Raw genomic sequence first — 21,439 nt, forward strand, 5'->3', positions numbered from 1 at the left:
GCTCTATCCGCTCCTTCCGGACTTCGATGACCTGAAGCCCAACACTTTCGAAACCTACTTAACTCATTGAATCTCAAGGAGTTTTCCGTTTCGACTGCGCCGGAAGTGGGGCGAATTATAGACGTCCTGAATCTGCCGTCAACACCTAATTACGTTTTTGTTGCAGAAGGGGTTTTCCTGCCCCGCAAACGCGGGATCCTGCGCATAACCGGCGGGACTCTTAGCATCAACAGTACGCCCCCTATGGAGGCATATATCGCCCACTCCTTCAGATCTGCCCGCACGATCCACAGCATATGCAACAACCCAAGCCCCAGGATCAAATAAACCAGGCGATGCAATTTCTTCCAGCGCACGCCAAGCCGCCGCTGACTGTAGCGATTGGATGTGACCGCCAGCGCCAGTAAGCCGAGAAACCCAAGCGACCCGACAATAATGTAAGGCCGCTTGCTCAACTCGACGCCCAACTGCGACCAGTCGAACCCCAATATGAACGCCGCATACCCACTCAAATGCAGCACCACATAAGTAAAGCACCACAACCCCAATTGCCGCCTTACCGCAATCCACCCCGCCCATCCCGTCAGCTTTTGCAGCGGTGTCATGCTCAAGGTGATCAACAACAGGATCAAGGTGCCCAACCCGAGCCGATCCACCAGCACCTTGCCCGGGTCAGGCCCCAGAGAGTTCATCAAGGCCTCGTAAAGCCAGAACAACGGCCAGACCGCCGTCGCGATGAAAACGCCGATTCGCCAGGCTGGAAAACGCATCAGTAATCCTTACTCAGGTCCATCCCTGCATATAAAGAAGCGACTTCATCCTGATAGCCGTTGAACATCAACGTATCGCGCACATTGGGACTGAACAGCCCGCTAGGTAAACGACGCTCATGCGCCTGGGTCCACCGCGGATGATCGACCGTCGGATTGACGTTGGCATAGAAACCGTACTCGTCAGACGCAATGCTTTGCCAAGTCGTCTTCGGCTGCTCACTCACCAGACTGATACGCACAATGGACTTCACACTTTTGAAACCGTATTTCCACGGGACCACCAACCGCAGCGGCGCGCCGTTCTGGTTCGGCAGCTCCCGCCCGTACATCCCTACCGCCAGGATGGCCAGCGGGTTCATCGCCTCATCCAATCGCAAGCCTTCGACATACGGCCAGTCGATCAAGGCGAAACCAGAACGCTGTCCGGGCATGGTCTTGGGATCCTGCAGGGTTTCGAAGCGGATGTACTTGGCCTTGGAGGTTGGCTCGACCTGCTTGAGCAGCGCGGAAATGGGGAAGCCGATCCACGGAATGACCATCGACCAGGCCTCGACACAGCGCAATCGATAAATCCGCTCTTCCAGTTGATAAGGCTTCATGAAGTCTTCCAACCCATAGCGGCCCGGCTTGCCCACCTCCCCGTCTACTACCACGCTCCAGGGCTCGGTCTTCAACGACCCGGCATTGGCTGCCGGGTCTCCCTTGCCGGTTCCGAATTCATAGAAGTTGTTGTAATGGGTCGCGTCCTTGAACGGTGTGATGGACTCATTCTTGACCGTGACCGCATCCCACTGGACTGAAGGCAGTTTCTCGGCAAACCAGGACGGCGCCTTGCCGGGCTCGACATCGGCATAACGTGCCGCATCGGTAGCACTGGCCCATTGAGGTAAGCTGCTGACGGCGAGGCCAGCCAGGGTTGCACCGAGCATTTGCCGACGGGATAGATAGAGAGACTCGGGCGTGATGTCCGATTCACGGCAGTCGGACGACTTGGGGATCTTGATCAGCATGACAACTCCGCAGCATTGGAGGGTAGATGCACCAATAGACTGCGGAGTATGGGGGAAATTACATTAAGGCAACGTTTAGCGTCGACGAAGACGCAACAAGTATTGCACCGGTCCGGAGGCGGCATAGCCCAGGAACACCAACAACAGGATACGCGGCGGATCACTGAACACCACTGCGAACACCAGCACCACCGCCAAAATCGCCACGAACGGCACACGCCCCTTCAGGTCCAGCTCCTTGAAGCTGTTGTACTTGATGTTGCTGACCATCAGCATCCCGGCCGCCGCCACCAGCAGCGCCACCAGGAACGACATTTTCGACCCCTGGATGCCGTAGTCACTGAATGCCCAGACAACACCGGCCACGACACCTGCTGCGGCTGGACTGGCCAGGCCGATGAAGTAACGCTTGTCAGCCTTGCCGACCTGGGTATTGAAACGAGCCAGGCGCAACGCCGCCCCCGCTACATAGACAAAGGCAACCATCCAGCCGACCTTGCCCATGTCCCCCAGCGCCCAGCCGAACGCCAGCAAGGCAGGAGCCACGCCAAAAGCGACCATGTCGGACAGTGAATCATACTCGGCGCCGAACGCGCTCTGGGTATTGGTCATGCGAGCCACGCGCCCGTCCAGACCATCGAGCACCATGGCGACGAAGATCGCAATGGCGGCAAATGCGAAGTAACGGCTCGCCCCTGCGCTATCACCAGCGCTCAAGGCAGCCTGGGCACTCATGGAGTTGATGATGGAATAGAAACCGGCGAACAGGTTCGCGGTGGTGAACAGGTTCGGCAACAGATAGATGCCACGATGCCGGACCTTACGGCCTTCAGCGTCATGGCCTTCTTCGACATGCTCATCGATGGGCAACAGGCTTTCGGCGTCAGGAGCCTGGCTTGGCTCGTCGGGACGTTCGCTCATGGGCAATACCTTGCAACGGTGTGAAAAATTCGACAGATGTCTGGGACGACGGTTCGACCGCAAACGATGCAGCTTTATACCAGAAGCCACCGCCCAAACGAAAAAACGCGGCCAAGGCCGCGTTTTTCGATCAAGTGCGCGACTTAGTTCTTGGCTTTGTCGACGATCTTGTTGGCACCGATCCACGGCATCATCGAGCGCAGTTGCTCGCCGATGATTTCGATACCGTGAGCGGCGTTGTTGCGGCGCTTGGCAGTCATCGAAGGATAGCCGGTAGCGCCTTCGCTGATGAACATCTTGGCATATTCGCCGTCCTGAATACGTTTCAGAGCGTTGCGCATGGCCTGACGGGATTCGGCGTTGATGACTTCCGGACCGGTCACGTACTCACCGTATTCGGCGTTGTTGGAGATCGAGTAGTTCATGTTGGCGATACCGCCTTCGTACATGAGGTCAACGATCAGCTTCAGCTCGTGCAGGCACTCGAAGTAGGCCATTTCTGGCGCGTAGCCAGCTTCAACCAGGGTTTCGAAACCGGCCTTGACCAGCTCGACGGTACCGCCGCACAGAACGGCTTGCTCACCGAACAGGTCGGTTTCGGTCTCGTCCTTGAAGGTGGTTTCGATGATGCCGGTACGACCGCCGCCCACGCCGGCAGCGTAGGACAGGGCCACGTTCTTGGCGTTGCCGGACGCATCCTGGTAAATCGCGATCAGGTCAGGGATACCGCCGCCTTTCACGAACTCGGAACGCACGGTGTGACCCGGGGCCTTCGGCGCGATCATGATCACGTCGAGGTCGGCACGTGGCACGACTTGGTTGTAGTGGATCGCGAAGCCGTGGGAGAAGGCCAGGGTGGCGCCTTTCTTGATGTTCGGTTCGACTTCGTTTTTATACAGCGACGATTGGAACTCGTCCGGGGTCAGGATCATGACCAGGTCGGCTGCAGCAACGGCAGAAGCCACGTCGGTCACTTTCAGGCCATGGGCCTCGGCCTTGGCAACGGTGGCCGAGCCTTTACGCAGGCCGACAGTCACGTCAACGCCGGAGTCTTTCAGGTTGCACGCTTGGGCGTGACCTTGGGAACCGTAGCCGATGATGGCGACTTTCTTGCCCTGGATGATCGACAGGTCGCAGTCTTTATCGTAGAAAACTTTCATGAATTTCCCCTATATCCGGCCGTTCAGGCCATTCGCTAATTTGGGTTAGATGCTCAGTACTTTGTCGCCACGGGCAATCCCGGTGACGCCACTGCGTACGGTTTCCAGAATCGAGGCAGTGCCGATCGATTGAATGAAGCTGTCGAGCTTGTCGCTGGTACCGGTCAATTGAACGGTATAGACGCTGGCGCTGACATCGACGATCTGCCCACGATAAATATCGGTAGTACGTTTGATCTCGGCGCGCTGGGCGCCGGTGGCCTTGACCTTGACCAGCATCAGTTCACGCTCGATGTGAGCGCTTTCCGACAGGTCCACCAGCTTGACCACTTCGATCAGCTTGTTCAGGTTCTTGGTGATCTGCTCGATGATTTCATCGTGCCCTACGGTGGTCAGCGTCAGACGCGACAGAGTCGGGTCTTCGGTTGGCGCCACGGTCAGGCTTTCGATGTTGTAGTTGCGCTGCGAGAACAGGCCCACAACACGAGACAGCGCACCCGGTTCGTTTTCCAGAAGCAGGGAAATAATATGTCGCATGATTAGGTACGCTCCGTCTTGCTCAGCCACATATCGCGCATGGAGCCGTCTTTGATCTGCATCGGGTAGACGTGCTCGCTGGTGTCGACCGCAATATCGATCACCACCAGGCGATCCTTCATGGCGAACGCTTCCTCCATCTTCGACTTCAAATCCTTCGATTCGGTGATGCGCACGCCAACGTGACCGTAGGCCTCTGCCAGCTTGACGAAATCAGGCAACGATTCCATGTACGAATGTGAGTGACGGCTGCCGTAGCTCATGTCCTGCCACTGGCGAACCATCCCCAACACACCGTTGTTCAGGATCACGATCTTCACCGGCAAACCGTATTGCAGGCAGGTGGACAGTTCCTGGATGTTCATCTGGATGCTGCCTTCGCCCGTGACGCAGGCGACATCAGCTTCCGGGAAGCTCAACTTGACGCCCATGGCCGCCGGAAAACCGAAGCCCATGGTGCCCAAACCGCCGGAGTTGATCCAGCGATTGGGTTTGTCGAACTTGTAGTACTGCGCTGCGAACATCTGGTGCTGGCCCACGTCGGAGGTCACAAAGGCATCGCCCTTGGTCACTTCGCACAGGGTTTCGATCACGGTCTGCGGCTTGATCACGCTGCCGTCACCCTTGTCATAAGGGAACAGCCCACGATCACCGCGCCATTCATCGACCTGCTTCCACCAACTGGCCACGGACTCCTTGTTTGGAACCTCGCCGATTTCCTTGAGAATGGCGACCATTTCGGTCAGCACGCTCTCTACAGGACCCACAATCGGCACGTCTGCCTTGATGGTCTTGGAGATGGACGCCGGGTCGATGTCGATGTGGATGATCTTGGCGTTCGGGCAGAACTTCGCCGGACCATTGATGACACGGTCGTCGAAACGCGCGCCAACCGCCAGGATGACATCGGCGTGGTGCATCGCCAGGTTGGCGGTGTAGCTGCCGTGCATGCCGAGCATACCGATGAACTGACGGTCGGTGCCTGGGAACGCGCCCAGCCCCATCAGCGTATTGGTGACCGGCAGGTTGAGCATTTTCGCCAGTTCGGTCAGCGGCGCGGAGCCACCGCCGAGAATGACGCCACCACCGGAGTACAGCACCGGGCGCTTGGCCGCCAGGAGCATTTCGGCTGCCTTGCGGATTTGCCCGGAGTGGCCGCGTACGGCCGGGCTGTAGGAACGCAGCTTGGCTTTTTTCGGGAAGATGTATTCGAACTTCTCGGCCGGGTTGGTCATGTCTTTCGGGACATCGATCACGACCGGGCCCGGACGACCGGACTCTGCCAGGTAGAAAGCCTTCTTCATGACTTCCGGGATTTCCGACGCGTGTTTGATCATGAAGCTGTGCTTCACGATCGGCCGGGAGATACCGATCATGTCGGTTTCCTGGAATGCATCGGTACCCACCATGGTGCTGGGCACCTGGCCGGAGATGATCACCATCGGGATGGAGTCCATGTACGCGGTGGCGATACCGGTGATGGCGTTCGTGGCGCCTGGACCGGAAGTCACCAGTACCACGCCGGCCTTGCCTGTAGCACGAGCGTAGCCGTCAGCCATATGGGTGGCCGCCTGTTCGTGACGAACCAGGATGTGGGTCACTTCCGGTTCTTTGAACAGGGCATCATAGACATGAAGAAGAGCACCACCAGGGTACCCGTAGATATATTTGACGCCTTCGTCACGCAAAAAGCGGACGAGCATCTCACCGCCAGATAAAAGCTCCACGTTGTTCACCTCTAAAACGCCAGAATACCGACCCACAAGAAAGGGACGGGTCTTAATAGGTTTACTTCTCGGCAGAGCATGAGCGACGGTGGTCGCCGACTACGTCAGCACTGACTGAGCAAGTATTGGGATCGTCCCAAGTGTTGCGGGCTTTTCCCACCCAGCGCGAGGTAACGCGTTGCGGGTGTAACAGGTCGGCGCGGATGTGCGCCTCATGATCTGCTGAGTGGGTCTGCTTCTGGCAGTCCCTCTACAGCGGACTTTGGATTCTTCTGTTTCGCCTCCTTCAAGTCAAGTCGTCTATGTGCTTTATTCGAAGTAAGCGCATGAGAACGCAAGAAAAAACCTTTAAACGGCAACTGTGTTAGCTTCAATTGCGCAACCCATGACAAGGAAACAGCATGCGAATGATCTTCTTGGCGGCCAGCCTGCTCGTTGGACTAAGCCCAATGTGCATAGCCGGTCAGGTCTACAAATGGGTGGACGCCCAGGGCGTTACCCACTTCGGCGCGCAGCCGCCCCAAGGCACGGAGGCCACGACCGTGATCAAGTCCGCCCCGCCTCCCGCCAAACCAGCAGTACCGCCGTCTGGCGGGGTCATTGGCGACCAAAAGGCCATCGACCAACAGGTCAAGAAACAGATTGCCGAGCAGCAAGCCCAACTCAAGGCGTTCTGCGAACAGGCCCGGACCAACCTGGCGCAATTGCAAAACAACCCCAGGGTGCGCGAAGACGTGGAGGGGGAAATGCGCCGCCTCAGCGATGAAGAGCGGCACCTGCGGATCGACGAGACCCGCAAGCAAATCGAAGAGAACTGTCAGTAACGCCGGTCAGCCGGCGTTGCTGATCAACTGATCGAACTGCGCCAGCAGCCGCTGCAACTCGATGCCCTGCCCTGGTCGCTGGGCATAGACCATCTCGGCCATGGCGAGGATGCCCGAGGCGTTAGGCAGCGGTAGGTCGTTCTCCAGGATGGCTTTCATCCTGGGCAGGAAAATCCACTGCAGCCATTGCTCGAAGTCCAGGGTGTCGACCGCGAACGGTTCGACACTGGCCAGTGCGTGCGCCGAAGGTGAAACATCGCTCCACCAGCCCTGGACCTGCAGTTCCCGCTCGATCAACAGCAACTGATCGGCGATCTGAGGAAAACGCGTATCCATCAGAGCGAAACCTTGGCCTTCTGACGGGCCAATGCCGCGCCAGCGGAATCGCCCTGTTTCTCACGGGCCTGGGCGATCAATTCCCACAGGCTGGCCTGAAGTGCCGGGCGACCGCTGGAGAATGTCAGGCCACGACGAGCCAATTGCTCGGCTTGCGGCGCATCGCCTTGGGCCATGCGCACCTGGGCCAGACGATAAAGCACCTGAGGTTCGCGCGGCGCCACACGCTGGGCACGCTCCAGGCTGGAAGACGCACCGTTGAGGTCACCGCCGGCCTGTTGCTGTTGCGCCGTGGTCAGCAGGGCCAACACCGGGCCGTCCAGCTGTTCATCGGCGGACAAACCACCAGCGCCTGCCGACGGGATGCTGCTCGGCGTCGAAGGCATGCTGTAGCTGCCCTGATCAATCGGCGAGGTTTGGATTGGGCCGGGGGTCATCGGGCCCGGCGTGATCGGCGTGCTGCTGATCGGCGCCGAGGTCGCCGCGCCGCCACCAGGCACCATCACGACGACACCGGTGTCGCCCTGAGGGATTGCCTGGACCTGCGCCGGCCGTTTCACTGTTGTTTGACGGAAACCGCCATTGGCCGAGACCCGCTCACTGTTGGAAACAGCGGTGCCGGAGTCAACGACCGGAATCGAGCCGCGTTGTACGGTGGAGCAACCACTGAGCAAAGCCACGGCCGTTACCGCTGCAATCAACCACTTGTTCACTTGAAACCCTCTTTGCTTAATTCATCCAGTCCTTGACCCAATCCATCATCGATTCGGCGGGATTCGTGCCGCCACAGGCTGCACCGGGTGGCGGTTCGCTGCCGCGAATATACGGCATCTGCACGGCGCCCGGGCAATTGGCATCGGAGCCTTGCCCCGTGCGCGAATCGACCCACGCCTGGACGATGTTGTCCGGTTGCGGCATGTCCAGCGGCAACGGGTCGGCCTTGCGCATGAAGCTGGTCCAGACCTGCAGCGCACCGGTAGCACCGGTGAACGGAGTCTTGCCGTTGTCATCACGTCCGAGCCAGACCACCGCCAGCAGGTCCTGGCTGAAACCGGCGAACCAGCTGTCGCGCGAGTCGTTACTGGTGCCGGTCTTGCCCGCCAGGGTCAGGGTCCGGGGGAGAACGTTATAAACCGAACGGCCGGTGCCTTCACGCATGACCCGCTGCATCGCGCTCTGGACTAGGTAAATGGAGGCTGGATCGAAACGTTGCTGGATCTGGAACGGGTACCGTTTGAGGGGCTCGCCATCAGCGGTCAGCACGCTGCGGATCCCGCGCATCGGCGTATTGAAACCGCCGTTGGCCAGCGTCTGGTACATGGCCGCCACTTCGATCGGCGCAAGGCCACCGGCCCCCAACAGCATCGACGGGAACGCCGGGAATTCGCGACTCACCCCCAGGCGCGCCAGGGTCTTGAGTACATTCGGCACGCCAACTTCCAGCCCGAGGCGAGCCGTCGACAGGTTGTAGGAATGCGCCAGCCCCTGGTACAGGAAGACCGTGCCGTGGGAACGACGATCGTAGTTCTGTGGTTTCCAGACCTGGCCATCGGCGCCCTTGACCGAGAACGCCTCGTCCGACAGCCAACTGGTCAGCGTGTACTGGCTCGGCTTTTCCAGGGCGGTGAGGTACACCGCTGGCTTGATCAGCGAGCCAATCGGACGCACCGCATCCAGGGCCCGGTTGAAACCGGCGAAACTGGCCTGCCGGCTGCCGATCATGGCCTGGACTTCGCCGGTTTCCGGGTTGGTCACCACCATGGCTGCTTCGACTTCGTCAGCGCCCTTGCGCCCACTCAGTCGCTTGAACGTGTCCTCGACCGAAGCTTCGGCCTTCATCTGCAGGATCGGATCGAAACTGGTGAAGATGCGCAGGCCTTCTTCGGTCAAGTCTTCGTCGCGGTAGTCTTCCCGCAGTTGACGCTTGACCAGGTCCATGAAGCCGGGGAACGAACTGTCTGCCAGGCTGCCACGTTTGGTCACGCCCAACGGCATCTTTTTCGCGGCCTCGACTTGCTCGACCGTCGCCACCCCCTGTTGCTGCAGCAGGTCGAGCACCAGGTTGCGCCGTTCGAGGGCACGTTCCGGATTACGACGCGGGTTGTAGAGAGACGGTCCCTTGACCATGCCCACCAGTAACGCCACCTGATGCAACTTGAGCTCGGACAGCGGTTGGCTGAAGAAGAACTGGCTGGCGAGGCCGAAACCGTGCACCGCCCGTTGACCGTCCTGGCCGACAAATACCTCATTGAGGTAGGCCTCCAGGATCTCCTGCTTGTCGTAGTGCAGCTCCAGCAACAACGCCATCATGGCTTCGGTCAGTTTGCGGCTCAGGCTGCGTTCGTTGGTCAGGTAGAAGTTCTTGACCAACTGCTGGGTCAGGGTACTGCCGCCCTGGCGCATGTGGCCCGAGGAGGTGTTGACCCAGATGGCCCGGGCAATCGACTTGGGCGAGACGCCGAAGTGATGGTAGAAATCGCGATCTTCGACGGCGATCAGCGTATCGAGCAGGAACGGCGGCACCTGGTCGATCTTGATCAGGATCCGGTCTTCGAGGTTCTTGGGGTACAGGCCACCGATGAGCAGCGGCTCAAGGCGCACCACCGACAGGCTTGCGTTTTTGGCGCCGGTCAGCGCAGCGACATAATCGCCGGAAAAACGCACCCGTACCGGTTGTGCCTGCTCCATGCCCTCATAGAACTGGAAGCCGCGGGTATTGAGGTCGATGGTATTGCCATTGACCGAGGCCGCACCCGGACCATTGGCCACGCTTTCACGGCGATAACCCAAGGCATCGAGCTCGGTCAGGAAATCATCCTTGCTCAGTTTTTGCCCGACGAACAACTCCAACGGCCGGGCATAGACCTTGGCCGGAATGGTCCAGCGCTTGCCGGAGAACTTCTCTTGGACCACGGCATCGAGATAGACCGCAAAACCGGCGAGCACGACGAGGCCCACCAGGCTGAGTTTAAGGGCCCAGCCCAGCCAGGGCCGCAGCCGGCTGGCGGGTGGTTTCTTGGGGGTACGGGGGGATCGGGTACGAGTCATGGCGGCGGATTATACGCACTTTGTCGCGGTTCAACATGAGCCCAGCCACACAGCCCATCCGGTTTGCGTTCGCGTCGCTTGCCGCCATAATGACGGCCTTGCTTTTTTCCAGTCTATGAAGGATCGCCCGTGAGCCAATCCCTGATCGCAGCCCTGCAAAACCCGGCCCTCTACCCGCATCCCGTCGAAGGGTTCCAGGTCATCGAGACCCATATTTCCTGGGTATTGCTCACCGGGCCATACGCCTACAAATTCAAAAAACCGGTCAACTTCGGTTTCCTCGACTTTACCAGCCTCGAGGCGCGCAAACACTTCTGTGGTGAGGAGTTGCGCCTCAACCAGCGCCTGACGCAGGACCTGTACCTGGACGTCCTGCCGATTACCGGCAGCGCCGAAGTGCCCCAACTGGGTGGCGACGGCCCGGCTATCGAGTACGCCTTGAAGATGCGTCAGTTCCCGCAGAGCGAACTGCTCAGCACGCTGCAAGCCAACGGCGAACTGACCACCGCGCACATTGACGAAATGGCCGCGCAGATTGCCCAGTTCCACCTCTCCACGCCCAAGGTTCCCGCCGCAAACGACGCTGGCACCCCGCAAAGCGTGATGGCACCGGTGCTGCAGAACTTCGAACAAATCCGCCCGTTTCTCAACGACAAGGCCGACCTGCTGCAACTCGAAGCCCTGCAAGCCTGGGCCGAAAGCAGCTTCGAACGCCTCAAGCCGCTGTTCACCCAACGCAAGGCCGAAGGCTTCATCCGCGAATGCCACGGTGATATCCACCTGGGCAACGCCACCGTGATTGACGGCAAGGTGGTGATTTTCGACTGCATCGAGTTCAACGAACCGTTCCGTTTCACCGACGTCTACGCCGACACCGCATTCCTGGCGATGGACCTGGAGGACCGCGGCCTGAAATCGCTGGCACGGCGCTTCGTCAGCCAGTACCTGGAACTGACCGGTGACTACCAGGGCCTGGAGTTGTTGAACTTCTATAAAGCATATCGCGCCCTCGTCCGGGCCAAAGTCGCGCTGTTCAGCATGCCGGCCGAAGCCGATCCGGTGCAGCGTGCCACTACCCTGCGCCAGTACCGCAACTACGCCAACCTGGCCGAAAACTACAGCACCATCCCTTCGCGCTTCCTGGCCATCACCCACGGCGTCTCGGCCGTCGGCAAAAGCCATGTCGCGATGCGCCTGGTAGAGGCGCTGGGCGCCATTCGCCTGCGTTCGGACGTGGAGCGCAAACGCCTGTTCGGCCAGCAACAGGTTCCCAACGATCCACAGGCCGGCATTTATAGCAGCGACGCCAGCAGCGCCACCTACACCCGCCTGCATGAAATCGCCGCGGTGATCCTGCACGCCGGCTTCCCGGTGGTGATCGATGCCACTTACCTCAAGCACGATCAACGCGACGCAGCAGCGAAAATCGCCGAGGCCACCGGTGCTCCGTTCCTGATCCTCGACTGCAACGCGCCGCAAGCGGTCATCGAAAGCCGTCTGGCACAGCGTCAGGCAGACCAGAAAGACCCCTCCGATGCGAATCTGGCGGTCATTGCCGCACAACAATCCAGTCGTGAAGCCCTGACCCCGGCGGAAATTCTCTGCAGCAAACGGGTCCAAACCAACGAAAGCGGCACACTCGACATCGTTGTCGCGCAGATCCGTCAGCGCCTGCCAGGCCTATAACTATTTTCGGCCGTGAAGCGATGCCCGGCTTCACGGCCGCCAAATAGTGGCACTATAATGGCGTCATAAAACCAACAGGTGATATGAAATGAGCCTCCCCAAGCTTCTCAACAACCCGCTTTATGCCTTGCTGCGCAAAGACGATATTGCCGGGTTCAACAGCGAACGCCCACAAGGCCCGGTCGACATGCGCGACGGCGACTTTCGAGGCCTTGATCTGCGAGAACTGAACGCGGACGACGTTGACTTCAGCGACGCCTACTTCCGCTCCGCCGATTTGCGTGGCATCGATTTTCGCAAGTCATCATTGGAAGGCGCGAGCCTGGCCCATGCGCAAATATCCGGCGCCTACTTCCCGCCCGAGTTGTCTGCGGACGAGATCCTGATGTCGATGAACTTCGGCACCCGCCTGCGCTATCGCAGCCGCTGACAGGTAAATCGGGTCGGCCAACCCGCGGACCTGCCACCACCGAACGGATCTCCAGCGCCCCCGCTTGCGCTGGAGAATGCAGCCCTTTCCCATCTCATCGTGCGTAATGCATTAGAAGCTTTTGCGTTGAATCCGACCAAAGAATCACGCTTTTCCTACTGACCGCTACACTGCTCAGAAGCTTGCCCACTGCACCGATCGGCCGTCGCAAGGAGGCTCGATGAATGATGAACTGCAACACCTGAAGAATCTGGGCAAGACATCAGCCCAGTGGCTGCACGCTGTCGGCATCCACAGCGCTTCCGATCTACGCCGGCTTGGCGCGGTGGACGCCTATCGCGCCGTGCGCACTCGGGGCTTCCGGGCCTCCAAGGTGTTGCTGTACGCCATCGAGGGGGCGTTGATGGATGTGCATTGGAATGACATTCCCGCCGAGCGCAAAGAAGCCCTGAATAAACAGCTGGACGCCATTGCGACGCGCCACAAGGCCTGACGCCCCTTTCGTTTCCAGCACGAACCTTGGCCGCGAGGTTATTTCGACGAATCACAAAACAATGTTTGACATGGTAATGAGAATCGCTATGATTACCGCATCCGGTCGCGAGACTGGTCGATATTTGAACAGCCCTTGGTTCGGACTCTCAGATATCTCCTCATCAGGCTAATCACGGTTATTTGACCCGGCTTTTGCCGGGTCTTTTTTTGGTGCGCCCAGCATGGGCGCAATCTTGTGGGTGAAAGTCCCGCCATAAGCTGACCACAGCGAATGAAGTGAAGCGCAACTGCATGAGGGCGACCGAGTGTGGGGAGGAAGCGTGGAGCGAAGCCGTGAGCCGATGAACAAGAACCGGATATAAGGCGAAGCCGACCAGGGTGAGCGGGCCAAAAACCGCGAAACTCTTGTGGTCAAAGGGCGGCTGCGTAGATCCGGCGGCTGTGCGGTGAAGGATTGCGTTCTTACCTGGGGAGATCTCGCCTTATGCCTGAAAGGGCGACGGTGCAAACCGGAGCGAGAAGTCAGCAGAGGCCGTATTAGTCTTTTTTTTTTTTTTTGACGAAGGGCCGAACGAGAGAAAGCGCTATAGGCCATGTTGATGCGAAAGACCGGAAGTCAGAAGCCTGCCAAACGTGGGGCGGATGTGAGGACGCGAGCGGTGAAGCCGTGAGTGCCTCCATCAGCGACGAGGTCAATTGCCCGCAAGATGAATCCTACAACGCAGGACAAGGGCTGCTGAAACGGGCCTTTGCGAGAGCGAACCTGAAACGGGCTTGGAAACGAGTCAGGGCCAACAAAGGGGCTGCTGGAGTCGACGGTCTGGACATTGAGCAGACTGCCGAACACTTGCAGAGCCGATGGCCTGCGATTTGCGAACAGCTTCTTTCAGGCGTCTACCGGCCCAGTCCGGTACGGCGCGTGGTCATTCCCAAGCCTGACGGCGGCGAACGCGAGTTGGGCATTCCAACGGTCATCGACCGGCTGATCCAACAAGCGTTGCTGCAAGTCTTGCAGCCACTGCTCGATCCAACCTTCAGTGAACACAGCTACGGCTTTCGTCCGGGGCGCAGTGCGCAGGACGCCGTTTTGGCGGCTCAGCGCCATGTGTCTTCAGGGCGCAAAGTGGTAGTGGATGTTGATCTGGAGAAGTTCTTCGATCGGGTCGACCACGACATTTTGATTGATCGTTTACGCAAGCGAATTGCGGATCGGGCGGTTATCCGGCTGATTCGGGCGTATCTGGATGCGGGAACGCAGATCAATGGAGTCGTCGAGAAAAGCCGCTGCGGGGCGCCGCAAGGCGGTCCGCTGTCGCCGTTGCTGGCGAATGTGCTGCTGGACGAAGTGGATCGGGAGCTTGAGCGCCGAGGCCATAGCTTCGTGCGCTATGCCGATGATGCGAATGTGTATGTTCGCAGCAAGAAGGCAGGGGAGCGGGTGATGGCCTTGCTGAAGCGTCTGTATGAAAAGCTGCACTTGAGCGTCAACGAGAGCAAGAGTGCGGTGGCGAGTGCGTTTGGTCGCAAGTTTCTGGGATACGCCTTCTGGGCCTCTCAGGGCGAAGCCAAGCGAGCCGTCTCATTTAAAGCGCAAAAGCAGTTCAAGCAGCGAATACGCTGGCACACCCGACGCTCATGTGGCCGTAGTTTGCAGCAGATCGTCGATGATCTGCGCCCTTACATTCTGGGTTGGAAAGCTTATTTCGGACTGTCGCAAACCCCAGCCGTCTGGCGCGAGCTGGACGAATGGATACGGCACCGATTACGAGCGATCCAGCTCAAGCAATGGAAGCGCGGAACGACGACCTATCAGGCATTGCGGGCACTGGGGGCGAGTGTGGAAGTCGCGAAGAAGATCGCGGGGAATGCTCGCCGTTGGTGGAACAACAGCCGGTACGAGCTGAATCGTGTGTTGACTATCGCTTGGTTCGATAGCTTGGGTTTACCGCGTCTCTCCTGACCTCAATCTCTCGAACCGCCCGGTGCGGACCCGCATGCCGGGTGGTGTGGCAGGGGAACGGCCTATGAAGGCCGTCCCCTATGCCGATCCTGGAAGAAGCGCTCCTTCTCACACATCGCTCCAAGCTGCGTAGGAGCTGCGTAGGAGCTGTCGAGTGCAACGAGGCTGCGATCTTTCCCCAGACACTTGAATCCCAAGCAAAAGATCAAAAGATCAAAAGATCGCAGCCTTCGGCAGCTCCTACCGGGCTGGGTTGGATTCACGCATCTGCGCGCAGTAATCCTGTGGCGGCATGGCCGGCGTATACCACACGTAATCCGCCATGGCTGACGTCACCTCGCTGCCCTCCTCGGCCAGCATCAGAACGATTGGTGCCTCGCTGGCGCCAAGATCCAATGCATGCAGCGGCACACCAACATCCTTTCGAGCATGCCAGGCACCGGCGAACAACAGTGCCGGTATCGGCGCTTGCAGCAGGCGTTCGGCCATGCGTCGGTCACGCTGTTGCTGCACGGCCAGCATCGCCGGCATTTGCGACTCTGGCAGCAAACCGCAGTGCGATTCACGGATTTGCCCCAACAACTCATCCTTCACAGTGGCTGCATTGGAACGAGTACCCATCAAACCCGGTGCTTGTTGATAGAAACGCTGGATCTCGGCGGCATCCAGATTGGCGGCCAACAACGGATAGCGTTGCGCCAGGGCAAACTCGACGACAGGGCCATACAGGCCCCAATCCCAGCCGGGTGACCAGCCCAGTGCGCCGGCCAGATCCTTCGGCAAGACGGGTAACTGGCGGACCGAATCAATGCGTGGCTGCTGGGTGGGGGTGAGCATTTCCAGCAACAGGCCGCCCTGGGCCCGCTGCCCGGCCAAAGTCTGGAGTAGCCATAGCTGCAGCGCGTGATGATCAGGATTGTCGTGCCGCTCCCCCACCACCACCCGCGGCGCCGTTGCCAAGCGTTCGACCAATGCCTGGGGCGTCACGGCCTGGCCATTGTGTACATCACGGATTCGTCCGCCGAGTGGAGGCGGTGCGATGCTCTGACACGCCGTCAGCACACTCAATGCCAGAATCAGGAGCAGGCGCACGTCCGTATCCTCCAGGGCGCCCTCAGCGGGCAATGATCAATGGATGCCCTCGCTCCGGATGGTCTTGCACCAGCACGTCCAGGCCAAACACCGCTTTGAGCGGTTCCGGGCGCAGCACGTGCCGGGGCGTGTCCAGGGCCACCGGTCGACCGGACGCGAGCAGCAACAGGCGATCACAGTAACGCGCCGCCAGGTTCAAGTCATGCAGGATCACCAGCACCGCAGCGCCGCGACTGGCAAACTCACGCACCGCCTGGAGAATGGTGTGCTGGTGCAGCGGATCGAGCATCGAGGTCGGCTCGTCCAGCAACAGTGTTTGCCCCGCTTCACCTGGCCACAACTGCGCCAACACCCGCGCCAGGTGCACCCGCTGACGTTCGCCGCCGGACAACGCCAGGTAACTGCGACCGTGCAGATGCGCAGCGTCTGCCGCTTGCAGCGCGGCAGCGACAATTTGCTCGTCGCGCAGCCGACCACTCTGGTGCGGCAGGCGCCCCATGCCGACGACTTCCTCGACACGGAAGGCAAAATCCAGGGTCGAGGACTGCGGCAAGACCGCCAGGCGCCGGGCGCGCTCGGCACCGTGCCACTGAGCCAGCGGCCGGTCATCGAGCCAGACCTGCCCCTGGGCCGGGCGCAATTCGCCACACAGGCCCGCCAAAAGGGTACTTTTACCCGCACCGTTGGGCCCGAGCACACCGAGCACTTCGCCGGGATTGAGCAGCAGATCGATCTCCGCCAGCACGGTTTTCCGGCCACGGTGGATGTGCAAGTTCTGCGCTCGCAGCATCAGGCGCGCCCTCGTACCAATAGATAAAGGAAAAATGGCGCGCCGATGAAGGCCGTGACAATGCCGATCGGCAATTCCGCCGGGGCCAGCGCCAAGCGTGCCACCAGGTCGGCGAGCAACAACAAACTCGCACCCGCCAGCACTGAAGCGGGCAGCAACACCCGGTGGTCAGGACCCGCCACCAGGCGCACCAGATGCGGCACCACCAGCCCGACGAAACCGATCATGCCCGCCGCCGCCACGGCCGCGCCGACCCCCAGCGCCGTACAAAACACCAGCTCACGCTTGAGGGCTTCGACGTTAACACCCAAGTGGGCGGCCTCGGACTCACCCAACAACAGCGCATTGAGCGCCCGTGCCCGGCGAGGCAGCCAGAGCGCCACACCGGCGCTGACCAGCAGCAGCGGCCACAACCGCGCATAGCTGGCGCCGTTGAGACTGCCTAGGTTCCAGAACGTCAGGGTGCGCAGGGTCGCGTCATCCGCCAGGTAGGTCAATAGACCAACGGCGGAACCGGACAGTGCGGTCAGGGCAATACCGGCCAGGAGCATGGTCGCGACATGGGTCTGGCCGTTGCGTCGACCGAGACGATAGACCAGTGCCGTAACACCAAGCCCGCCAAGGAATGCGCACAACGACAACACGTAGGGGCCAAAGGCTTCGGGCAACCCACCCAGCGCCGAGCCACCGACAATGGCGAAGGCTGCGCCCAAAGCCGCACCGCTGGAGACGCCCACCAACCCCGGGTCCGCCAGTGGGTTACGAAACAGACCCTGCATCGCCACACCGGACAACGCCAACACCCCGCCCACCGCCAACCCCAGCAAGGTACGCGGCAAACGGATCTGACCGAGGATCAGTTCGGCCTGCTCCAGGCCATCGACGGCCACCGGCAAACCCAACAGACGCAAGGCGGCGCGCAAGGTGTCGAGCAGCGGCAAGCTTACCGGCCCCAGGGCCAGGGACAGCCAGGTTGCCAGCAGGCACAGCAGACCCAGGCCGATGAACAAGGTGCGTGGCTTGACCAACGAGGTCATGGCGCCGTGGCCGGCGCAGCCGGATAGAAGCCCGCCGTCAGTGTCACCAGGCATTGTGGCAACCGCGGGCCCAACCCACCGACCAGCAGCGTTGGATCAAGTTCCATGACGCGCCCGTCCCTGGCGGCACGGGTCGAGGAAAGAATCGGGTTTTCCCTGAACAGCGCCGCACGCGCTTCTTCACCGTTCAAGGCACGGTCGGCAAAGACCAGCACTTGCGGATTCAGGCTGGCCAGGGTTTCGACGGAAAAAGATTTGTAACCACTGTGGGTCGCCAGGTTGTGACCGCCGGCCTGCTGTAACAGCCAATCAGCGGAAGTGCCCTTGCCAGCAACCAGCGCCTTGCCGCCGGAACTGCCCACCAATAGCAATACGCCGGGAGCCTTTTGTTTGCGCTGGGCTTCGGCCACCCGAGCCTGTTGCTGGGTGAGTTGTTTTTGATAAAGGTCGAACAACCGCGCCGCCTCGCCCTCGGCCCCCAGCAGTTGTCCCAGATGCCGCAAATTCCCCTGCAAGGCCGGCAGGTCTGGTGTGGCCGAGAACAGTTCAACCTGCACGCCGGCGCTGCGAATTTGCGCCAGTACGGGCGGAGGTCCCATTTCCTCGGTGCCGACCAGGATCTGCGGACGCAGGCTCAGCACGCCCTCCGCCGACAGCTGTCGCTGGTAGCCGATACTGGGCAAGGCCCGCAGGGGCTCAGGATGCTGGCTGGTGGAGTCCACGCCGACCAGCTTCGACTCGCCCCCCAGCGCACTGACCCACTCCGACACGGCACCGCCGGCGCTGACCCAGCGTTGCGGCAATTGGGCCGCGCTGGCCCCCTGGTTGAGCAGCAGTGCGACACAGAACGTAACAACGCGGATGTTCAGGCGCATCGGGCAGCTTCCTCAAAGAAGTTTTTCACAGGACCGGGCATGGCCAAGTATCCTCAGCCACCTGTGAAGAAGGCGCCATTTGATAATTGTTTTCATTTGACCGTCAAGCGTGGATCTTCCCAGATAAATGAAAGAACCCTGTGGGAGCGGGCTTGCTCGCGAATGCAGAGTGTCAGGAAACGCAGTGCTGTATGACACACCGCATTCGCGAGCAAGCTCGCCCCCACAGTTTTTTACCAAGGACACCCATGAAGCTTCTTTGTACCGCCGCCCAATTGCCCGACAACGGCAGTCGCGGTTTCGACCTCGATGGGCGCAAAGTACTGGCCGTGCGGCGTGCCGGCCAGGTGTATGCCTATCTCAACCGCTGCCCGCACCGTGGCGTGCCGCTGGAATGGCAACCCGACCAGTTCCTCGACCCCAGCGCCAGCCTGATCCAATGCGCCACCCACGGCGCGCTGTTTCTGATCGAGAGCGGTGAATGCGTGGCCGGCCCCTGCGCCGGTCAGTTCCTCGCGGCCCTAGACAGCCGGGAGGACGAGCAAGGCATCTGGGTCGAGCTCTAGCAACACTGGCAACGCGCGGTCCACCCACATCTGCTCGGTCGTCAGCGTGACCCCGTAGGCCAGCACCTCCACACCCGCCGCCACCGCATCACGCAGGGCCGCGGCGTACACCGGGTCGATTTCCTGTGCCGGGCGCACCGCTTGGATGCCACTCAGGTTCACACAATACAGCTGCACCGCCCGCACACCTTCCCGGGCCAGGCAGGCGAGTTCCCTCAGGTGCTTGGCCCCGCGCAGGGTCACCGCATCGGGAAACGCCGCCACATTCGTGCCATCGAACCCCAGCGTGACACTTTTGACTTCGACCCAGGCCGAGCCTTGGTCGTAGTCCAGGCGAAAATCGATACGGCTGTTTTCCACACCATAAGCCACTTCACGCTTGAGCCCGGTGAACCCGTTCAGTTCGCTGATGACGCCGGCGCGCAAGGCTTCTTCGATCAACGCGTTGGCCCGCGCGGTATTGATGCAGGCGAGCCGCCCTTGAGGGGTTTCGCCGATTTCCCAGGTTCCGGGCAACTTGCGCTTGGGGTCGCTGGAGCGACTGAACCAGACACGCGCGCCTTCAGCCATGCAATTGAGCATCGATCCGGTGTTAGGGCAGTGAATAGTGAGCAGTTCGCCATGAACAGTCTCGATATCGGCGAGAAAACGCTTGTAACGTCGAATCAAGCGACCTTCTTCCAACGCAGGAGAAAAACGCATCAGCCTTGCCAGCTCCGTAGTCCGCGTTCGATTCGTGCCACCGCTTCCTGTAGCCGCGGCAGGCTCTGGGTGTAGGCGAAACGCACATGGTGGTCGGCCTGATGGCGGCCGAAATCCAGGCCCGGCGTGAAGGCCACATGCTCGGTTTCCAGGAAGTGCTGGCAAAACGCAAAGGCATCGCCGCCGAACGCACTGATGTCGGCATAGAGGTAAAACGCCCCTTCCGGCTCCACCGCAATACCGAAGCCCAATTCACGCAAGGCCGGCAGTAGAAAGTCACGACGCCGCGCGAACTCGGCCCGCCGCTGCTCGAATATCTCGATGGTCGCGGGCTCGAAACACGCCAGGGCGGCGTACTGGGCCATGCTCGGCGCACTGATGTAGAGGTTCTGCGCGAGCTTTTCCAGCTCGCTGACAGCCGCCGAAGGGGCCACCAGCCAGCCAAGTCGCCAGCCGGTCATGCCGAAATACTTGGAGAAACTGTTAAGGACAAAGGCGTCGTCATCGACTTCCAGCACGCTGGCGGCATCGGTGCCGTAGGTCAGGCCGTGATAGATCTCGTCCACCACCAGATGGCCGTTGTGGTCCTTGATGACCTTGGACAGTCCGGCCAGCTCGTCCCGGGAGAGAATCGTCCCGGTCGGGTTGGCCGGTGAGGCCACCAACGCACCGACGCTGTCCTGGTTCCAGTGGCGGTTCACCAGGTCTGGCGTCAATTGGTAACGCACCTCCGGCCCCACCGGCACCAATTGCGCCGCCCCTTCGACCAGACGCAAGAAATGACGGTTGCACGGATAACCCGGGTCGGCCAGCAGCCAATGCTTGCCTGGGTCCACCAGCAAGGCGCTGGCCAGCAGCAACGCTCCGGACCCGCCCGGGGTCACGAGGATGCGCCGGGGGTCAATCTCCACCCCATAGCGCTGGCCGTAGAAACCGGCGATGGCCTCGCGTAGCTCGGGAATGCCACGGGCCGCGGTGTAACGGGTCTTGCCCGCCGCCAGCGCGGCCTGACCTGCCTGGATGATCGGCTCGGCGGTGGTGAAGTCCGGTTCGCCGATCTCCAGGTGGATGACGTCATGCCCGGCGGCCTGCAGTTCGTTGGCACGGGCCAGCAACGCCATCACATGGAAAGGTTCGATGGCGCGGCTGCGCGCACTGTAGGGCTGAGCCATTGGCCTTCCTTCAGGGGAAAAAGAACCGATTCTACCCAACTCTCCAGCCAAGTCAGAAACAACTGCGGGAACGCGCGCAAACCGCGAGCGGTCTGAGGCCGTGGATTGCAGGAAATGACTCCCGCGACTGGCCCAGGCTTGACTAGAATCAAGCATTGAGCAGGTTTACATTCTCACCGAAGCGAACCCGGTCACGTTTTACAGGCCCCAGCCACCGCAGGCTCGACAACCGGGAGTGGCGCGGCCCGATTTGATCTGGTAAGTTCGCCCGCTTGCAGCCGCAGGGCCGGCAGGTGTC

Annotated in this window: 21 protein-coding genes; 6 read left to right on the forward strand and 15 right to left on the reverse strand. The window is 60.5% G+C overall.

Annotated features, from left to right (window positions below; genetic code table 11):
* Positions 1 to 149: 149 nt before the first annotated feature.
* From msrQ to AACY31_RS17500, 6 genes are all read right to left on the reverse strand, one after another.
* Positions 150 to 770 (reverse strand): protein-methionine-sulfoxide reductase heme-binding subunit MsrQ, encoded by a 621-nt coding sequence (gene msrQ, locus AACY31_RS17475; RefSeq protein WP_339481592.1) that lies wholly within the window; start codon positions 768 to 770, stop codon positions 150 to 152.
* Complete coding sequence (gene msrP / locus AACY31_RS17480) at positions 770 to 1,783, reverse strand: protein-methionine-sulfoxide reductase catalytic subunit MsrP (protein WP_339481593.1); 1,014 nt, start codon at positions 1,781 to 1,783, stop codon at positions 770 to 772. Before msrP ends, msrQ begins: the two co-directional genes overlap by 1 nt.
* A 75-nt stretch (positions 1,784 to 1,858) precedes the next feature.
* Positions 1,859 to 2,704 carry a CDP-diacylglycerol--serine O-phosphatidyltransferase gene (gene pssA / locus AACY31_RS17485; RefSeq protein WP_339481595.1) on the reverse strand — a complete coding sequence of 282 codons (846 nt, stop codon included), beginning with the start codon at positions 2,702 to 2,704 and terminating at the stop codon, positions 1,859 to 1,861.
* A 143-nt stretch (positions 2,705 to 2,847) separates the two neighbouring features.
* Entirely contained in the window at positions 2,848 to 3,864 is a 1,017-nt protein-coding gene (gene ilvC, locus AACY31_RS17490; RefSeq protein ID WP_339481596.1) for a ketol-acid reductoisomerase, read from the reverse strand.
* A 45-nt stretch (positions 3,865 to 3,909) separates the two neighbouring features.
* Positions 3,910 to 4,401 (reverse strand): acetolactate synthase small subunit, encoded by a 492-nt coding sequence (ilvN, locus tag AACY31_RS17495; RefSeq protein ID WP_003205610.1) that lies wholly within the window; start codon positions 4,399 to 4,401, stop codon positions 3,910 to 3,912.
* 2 nt (positions 4,402 to 4,403) lie between these two features.
* The gene (locus tag AACY31_RS17500; protein ID WP_339481597.1) at positions 4,404 to 6,128 is read right to left on the reverse strand and encodes an acetolactate synthase 3 large subunit; all 1,725 of its coding nucleotides are present in this window, start codon (positions 6,126 to 6,128) and stop codon (positions 4,404 to 4,406) included.
* A gap of 407 nt (positions 6,129 to 6,535) precedes the next feature.
* Between AACY31_RS17500 and AACY31_RS17505 the strand changes: the two genes are divergently transcribed.
* Entirely contained in the window at positions 6,536 to 6,952 is a 417-nt protein-coding gene (locus AACY31_RS17505; protein WP_339481718.1) for a DUF4124 domain-containing protein, read from the forward strand.
* A 6-nt stretch (positions 6,953 to 6,958) separates the two neighbouring features.
* Here the strand turns inward: AACY31_RS17505 and AACY31_RS17510 are convergent, their stop codons facing one another.
* The 3 genes from AACY31_RS17510 to mrcB are packed head-to-tail and all read right to left on the reverse strand — an operon-like array spanning position 6,959 to position 10,336.
* Positions 6,959 to 7,288 carry a YqcC family protein gene (locus AACY31_RS17510; protein WP_339481598.1) on the reverse strand — a complete coding sequence of 110 codons (330 nt, stop codon included), beginning with the start codon at positions 7,286 to 7,288 and terminating at the stop codon, positions 6,959 to 6,961.
* Positions 7,288 to 8,001 (reverse strand): hypothetical protein, encoded by a 714-nt coding sequence (locus AACY31_RS17515; RefSeq protein ID WP_339504883.1) that lies wholly within the window; start codon positions 7,999 to 8,001, stop codon positions 7,288 to 7,290. The genes AACY31_RS17510 and AACY31_RS17515 overlap by 1 nt, the downstream gene beginning before the upstream one ends.
* A 16-nt stretch (positions 8,002 to 8,017) precedes the next feature.
* A complete protein-coding gene (mrcB, locus tag AACY31_RS17520) occupies positions 8,018 to 10,336 on the reverse strand; it encodes a penicillin-binding protein 1B (RefSeq protein WP_339481600.1) in 2,319 nt (772 codons plus the stop codon).
* A gap of 129 nt (positions 10,337 to 10,465) precedes the next feature.
* Between mrcB and AACY31_RS17525 the strand changes: the two genes are divergently transcribed.
* The 4 genes from AACY31_RS17525 to ltrA all read left to right on the forward strand — a co-directional run bounded on the left by AACY31_RS17525 (position 10,466) and on the right by ltrA (position 14,907).
* Positions 10,466 to 12,022, forward strand: coding sequence for a bifunctional aminoglycoside phosphotransferase/ATP-binding protein (locus AACY31_RS17525; RefSeq protein ID WP_339481602.1), 1,557 nt, complete (start codon positions 10,466 to 10,468; stop codon positions 12,020 to 12,022).
* Positions 12,023 to 12,110: 88 nt separating this feature from the next.
* A complete protein-coding gene (locus AACY31_RS17530) occupies positions 12,111 to 12,452 on the forward strand; it encodes a pentapeptide repeat-containing protein (protein ID WP_339481603.1) in 342 nt (113 codons plus the stop codon).
* 220 nt (positions 12,453 to 12,672) lie between these two features.
* Complete coding sequence (locus AACY31_RS17535; RefSeq protein ID WP_339481604.1) at positions 12,673 to 12,945, forward strand: TfoX/Sxy family protein; 273 nt, start codon at positions 12,673 to 12,675, stop codon at positions 12,943 to 12,945.
* Positions 12,946 to 13,614: 669 nt separating this feature from the next.
* A complete protein-coding gene (gene ltrA / locus AACY31_RS17540; protein ID WP_339504886.1) occupies positions 13,615 to 14,907 on the forward strand; it encodes a group II intron reverse transcriptase/maturase in 1,293 nt (430 codons plus the stop codon).
* 240 nt (positions 14,908 to 15,147) lie between these two features.
* Here ltrA and AACY31_RS17545 read toward each other — a convergent pair whose 3' ends face one another.
* From AACY31_RS17545 to AACY31_RS17560, 4 genes are read right to left on the reverse strand one after another with little or no spacing between them, the layout of a single operon-like run.
* Positions 15,148 to 15,999: a ChaN family lipoprotein gene (locus tag AACY31_RS17545; protein WP_339481606.1), complete on the reverse strand. Its 852-nt coding sequence runs from the start codon at positions 15,997 to 15,999 to the stop codon at positions 15,148 to 15,150.
* 22 nt (positions 16,000 to 16,021) lie between these two features.
* A complete protein-coding gene (locus AACY31_RS17550) occupies positions 16,022 to 16,789 on the reverse strand; it encodes a heme ABC transporter ATP-binding protein (protein ID WP_339481607.1) in 768 nt (255 codons plus the stop codon).
* A complete protein-coding gene (locus AACY31_RS17555) occupies positions 16,789 to 17,772 on the reverse strand; it encodes a FecCD family ABC transporter permease (RefSeq protein ID WP_339481720.1) in 984 nt (327 codons plus the stop codon). Before AACY31_RS17555 ends, AACY31_RS17550 begins: the two co-directional genes overlap by 1 nt.
* A 50-nt stretch (positions 17,773 to 17,822) precedes the next feature.
* On the reverse strand, positions 17,823 to 18,701 hold the full coding sequence (locus AACY31_RS17560) for a heme/hemin ABC transporter substrate-binding protein (protein WP_339481610.1): 879 nt from the start codon (positions 18,699 to 18,701) through the stop codon (positions 17,823 to 17,825).
* Positions 18,702 to 18,949: 248 nt separating this feature from the next.
* Between AACY31_RS17560 and AACY31_RS17565 the strand changes: the two genes are divergently transcribed.
* Positions 18,950 to 19,267, forward strand: a complete 318-nt coding sequence (locus AACY31_RS17565) for a Rieske (2Fe-2S) protein (RefSeq protein ID WP_339481611.1) — start codon at positions 18,950 to 18,952, stop codon at positions 19,265 to 19,267.
* Here AACY31_RS17565 and sfsA read toward each other — a convergent pair.
* Complete coding sequence (gene sfsA / locus AACY31_RS17570) at positions 19,223 to 19,969, reverse strand: DNA/RNA nuclease SfsA (RefSeq protein ID WP_339481613.1); 747 nt, start codon at positions 19,967 to 19,969, stop codon at positions 19,223 to 19,225. The genes AACY31_RS17565 and sfsA overlap by 45 nt on opposite strands.
* Entirely contained in the window at positions 19,969 to 21,141 is a 1,173-nt protein-coding gene (locus AACY31_RS17575) for a pyridoxal phosphate-dependent aminotransferase (RefSeq protein WP_339481614.1), read from the reverse strand. Before AACY31_RS17575 ends, sfsA begins: the two co-directional genes overlap by 1 nt.
* Between the last annotated feature and the right edge of the window lie 298 nt (positions 21,142 to 21,439).

Origin of the sequence: Pseudomonas sp. RL_105y_Pfl2_101 (assembly GCF_963970585.1) — a bacterium.
Lineage (GTDB): Bacteria > Pseudomonadota > Gammaproteobacteria > Pseudomonadales > Pseudomonadaceae > Aquipseudomonas.

What these genes read in the sequence shown, in the direction of transcription:
- msrQ (WP_339481592.1), bottom strand. Translation starts at nt 770, where the DNA reads ATGCGTTTTCCAGCCTGGCGAATCGGCGTTTTCATCGCGACGGCGGTC.
- msrP (WP_339481593.1), bottom strand. Translation starts at nt 1,783, where the DNA reads ATGCTGATCAAGATCCCCAAGTCGTCCGACTGCCGTGAATCGGACATC.
- pssA (WP_339481595.1), bottom strand. Translation starts at nt 2,704, where the DNA reads ATGAGCGAACGTCCCGACGAGCCAAGCCAGGCTCCTGACGCCGAAAGC.
- ilvC (WP_339481596.1), bottom strand. Translation starts at nt 3,864, where the DNA reads ATGAAAGTTTTCTACGATAAAGACTGCGACCTGTCGATCATCCAGGGC.
- ilvN (WP_003205610.1), bottom strand. Translation starts at nt 4,401, where the DNA reads ATGCGACATATTATTTCCCTGCTTCTGGAAAACGAACCGGGTGCGCTG.
- AACY31_RS17505 (WP_339481718.1), top strand. Translation starts at nt 6,536, where the DNA reads ATGATCTTCTTGGCGGCCAGCCTGCTCGTTGGACTAAGCCCAATGTGC.
- AACY31_RS17510 (WP_339481598.1), bottom strand. Translation starts at nt 7,288, where the DNA reads ATGGATACGCGTTTTCCTCAGATCGCCGATCAGTTGCTGTTGATCGAG.
- mrcB (WP_339481600.1), bottom strand. Translation starts at nt 10,336, where the DNA reads ATGACTCGTACCCGATCCCCCCGTACCCCCAAGAAACCACCCGCCAGC.
- AACY31_RS17530 (WP_339481603.1), top strand. Translation starts at nt 12,111, where the DNA reads ATGAGCCTCCCCAAGCTTCTCAACAACCCGCTTTATGCCTTGCTGCGC.
- AACY31_RS17535 (WP_339481604.1), top strand. Translation starts at nt 12,673, where the DNA reads ATGAATGATGAACTGCAACACCTGAAGAATCTGGGCAAGACATCAGCC.
- AACY31_RS17550 (WP_339481607.1), bottom strand. Translation starts at nt 16,789, where the DNA reads ATGCTGCGAGCGCAGAACTTGCACATCCACCGTGGCCGGAAAACCGTG.
- AACY31_RS17560 (WP_339481610.1), bottom strand. Translation starts at nt 18,701, where the DNA reads ATGCGCCTGAACATCCGCGTTGTTACGTTCTGTGTCGCACTGCTGCTC.
- AACY31_RS17565 (WP_339481611.1), top strand. Translation starts at nt 18,950, where the DNA reads ATGAAGCTTCTTTGTACCGCCGCCCAATTGCCCGACAACGGCAGTCGC.
- sfsA (WP_339481613.1), bottom strand. Translation starts at nt 19,969, where the DNA reads ATGCGTTTTTCTCCTGCGTTGGAAGAAGGTCGCTTGATTCGACGTTAC.
- AACY31_RS17575 (WP_339481614.1), bottom strand. Translation starts at nt 21,141, where the DNA reads ATGGCTCAGCCCTACAGTGCGCGCAGCCGCGCCATCGAACCTTTCCAT.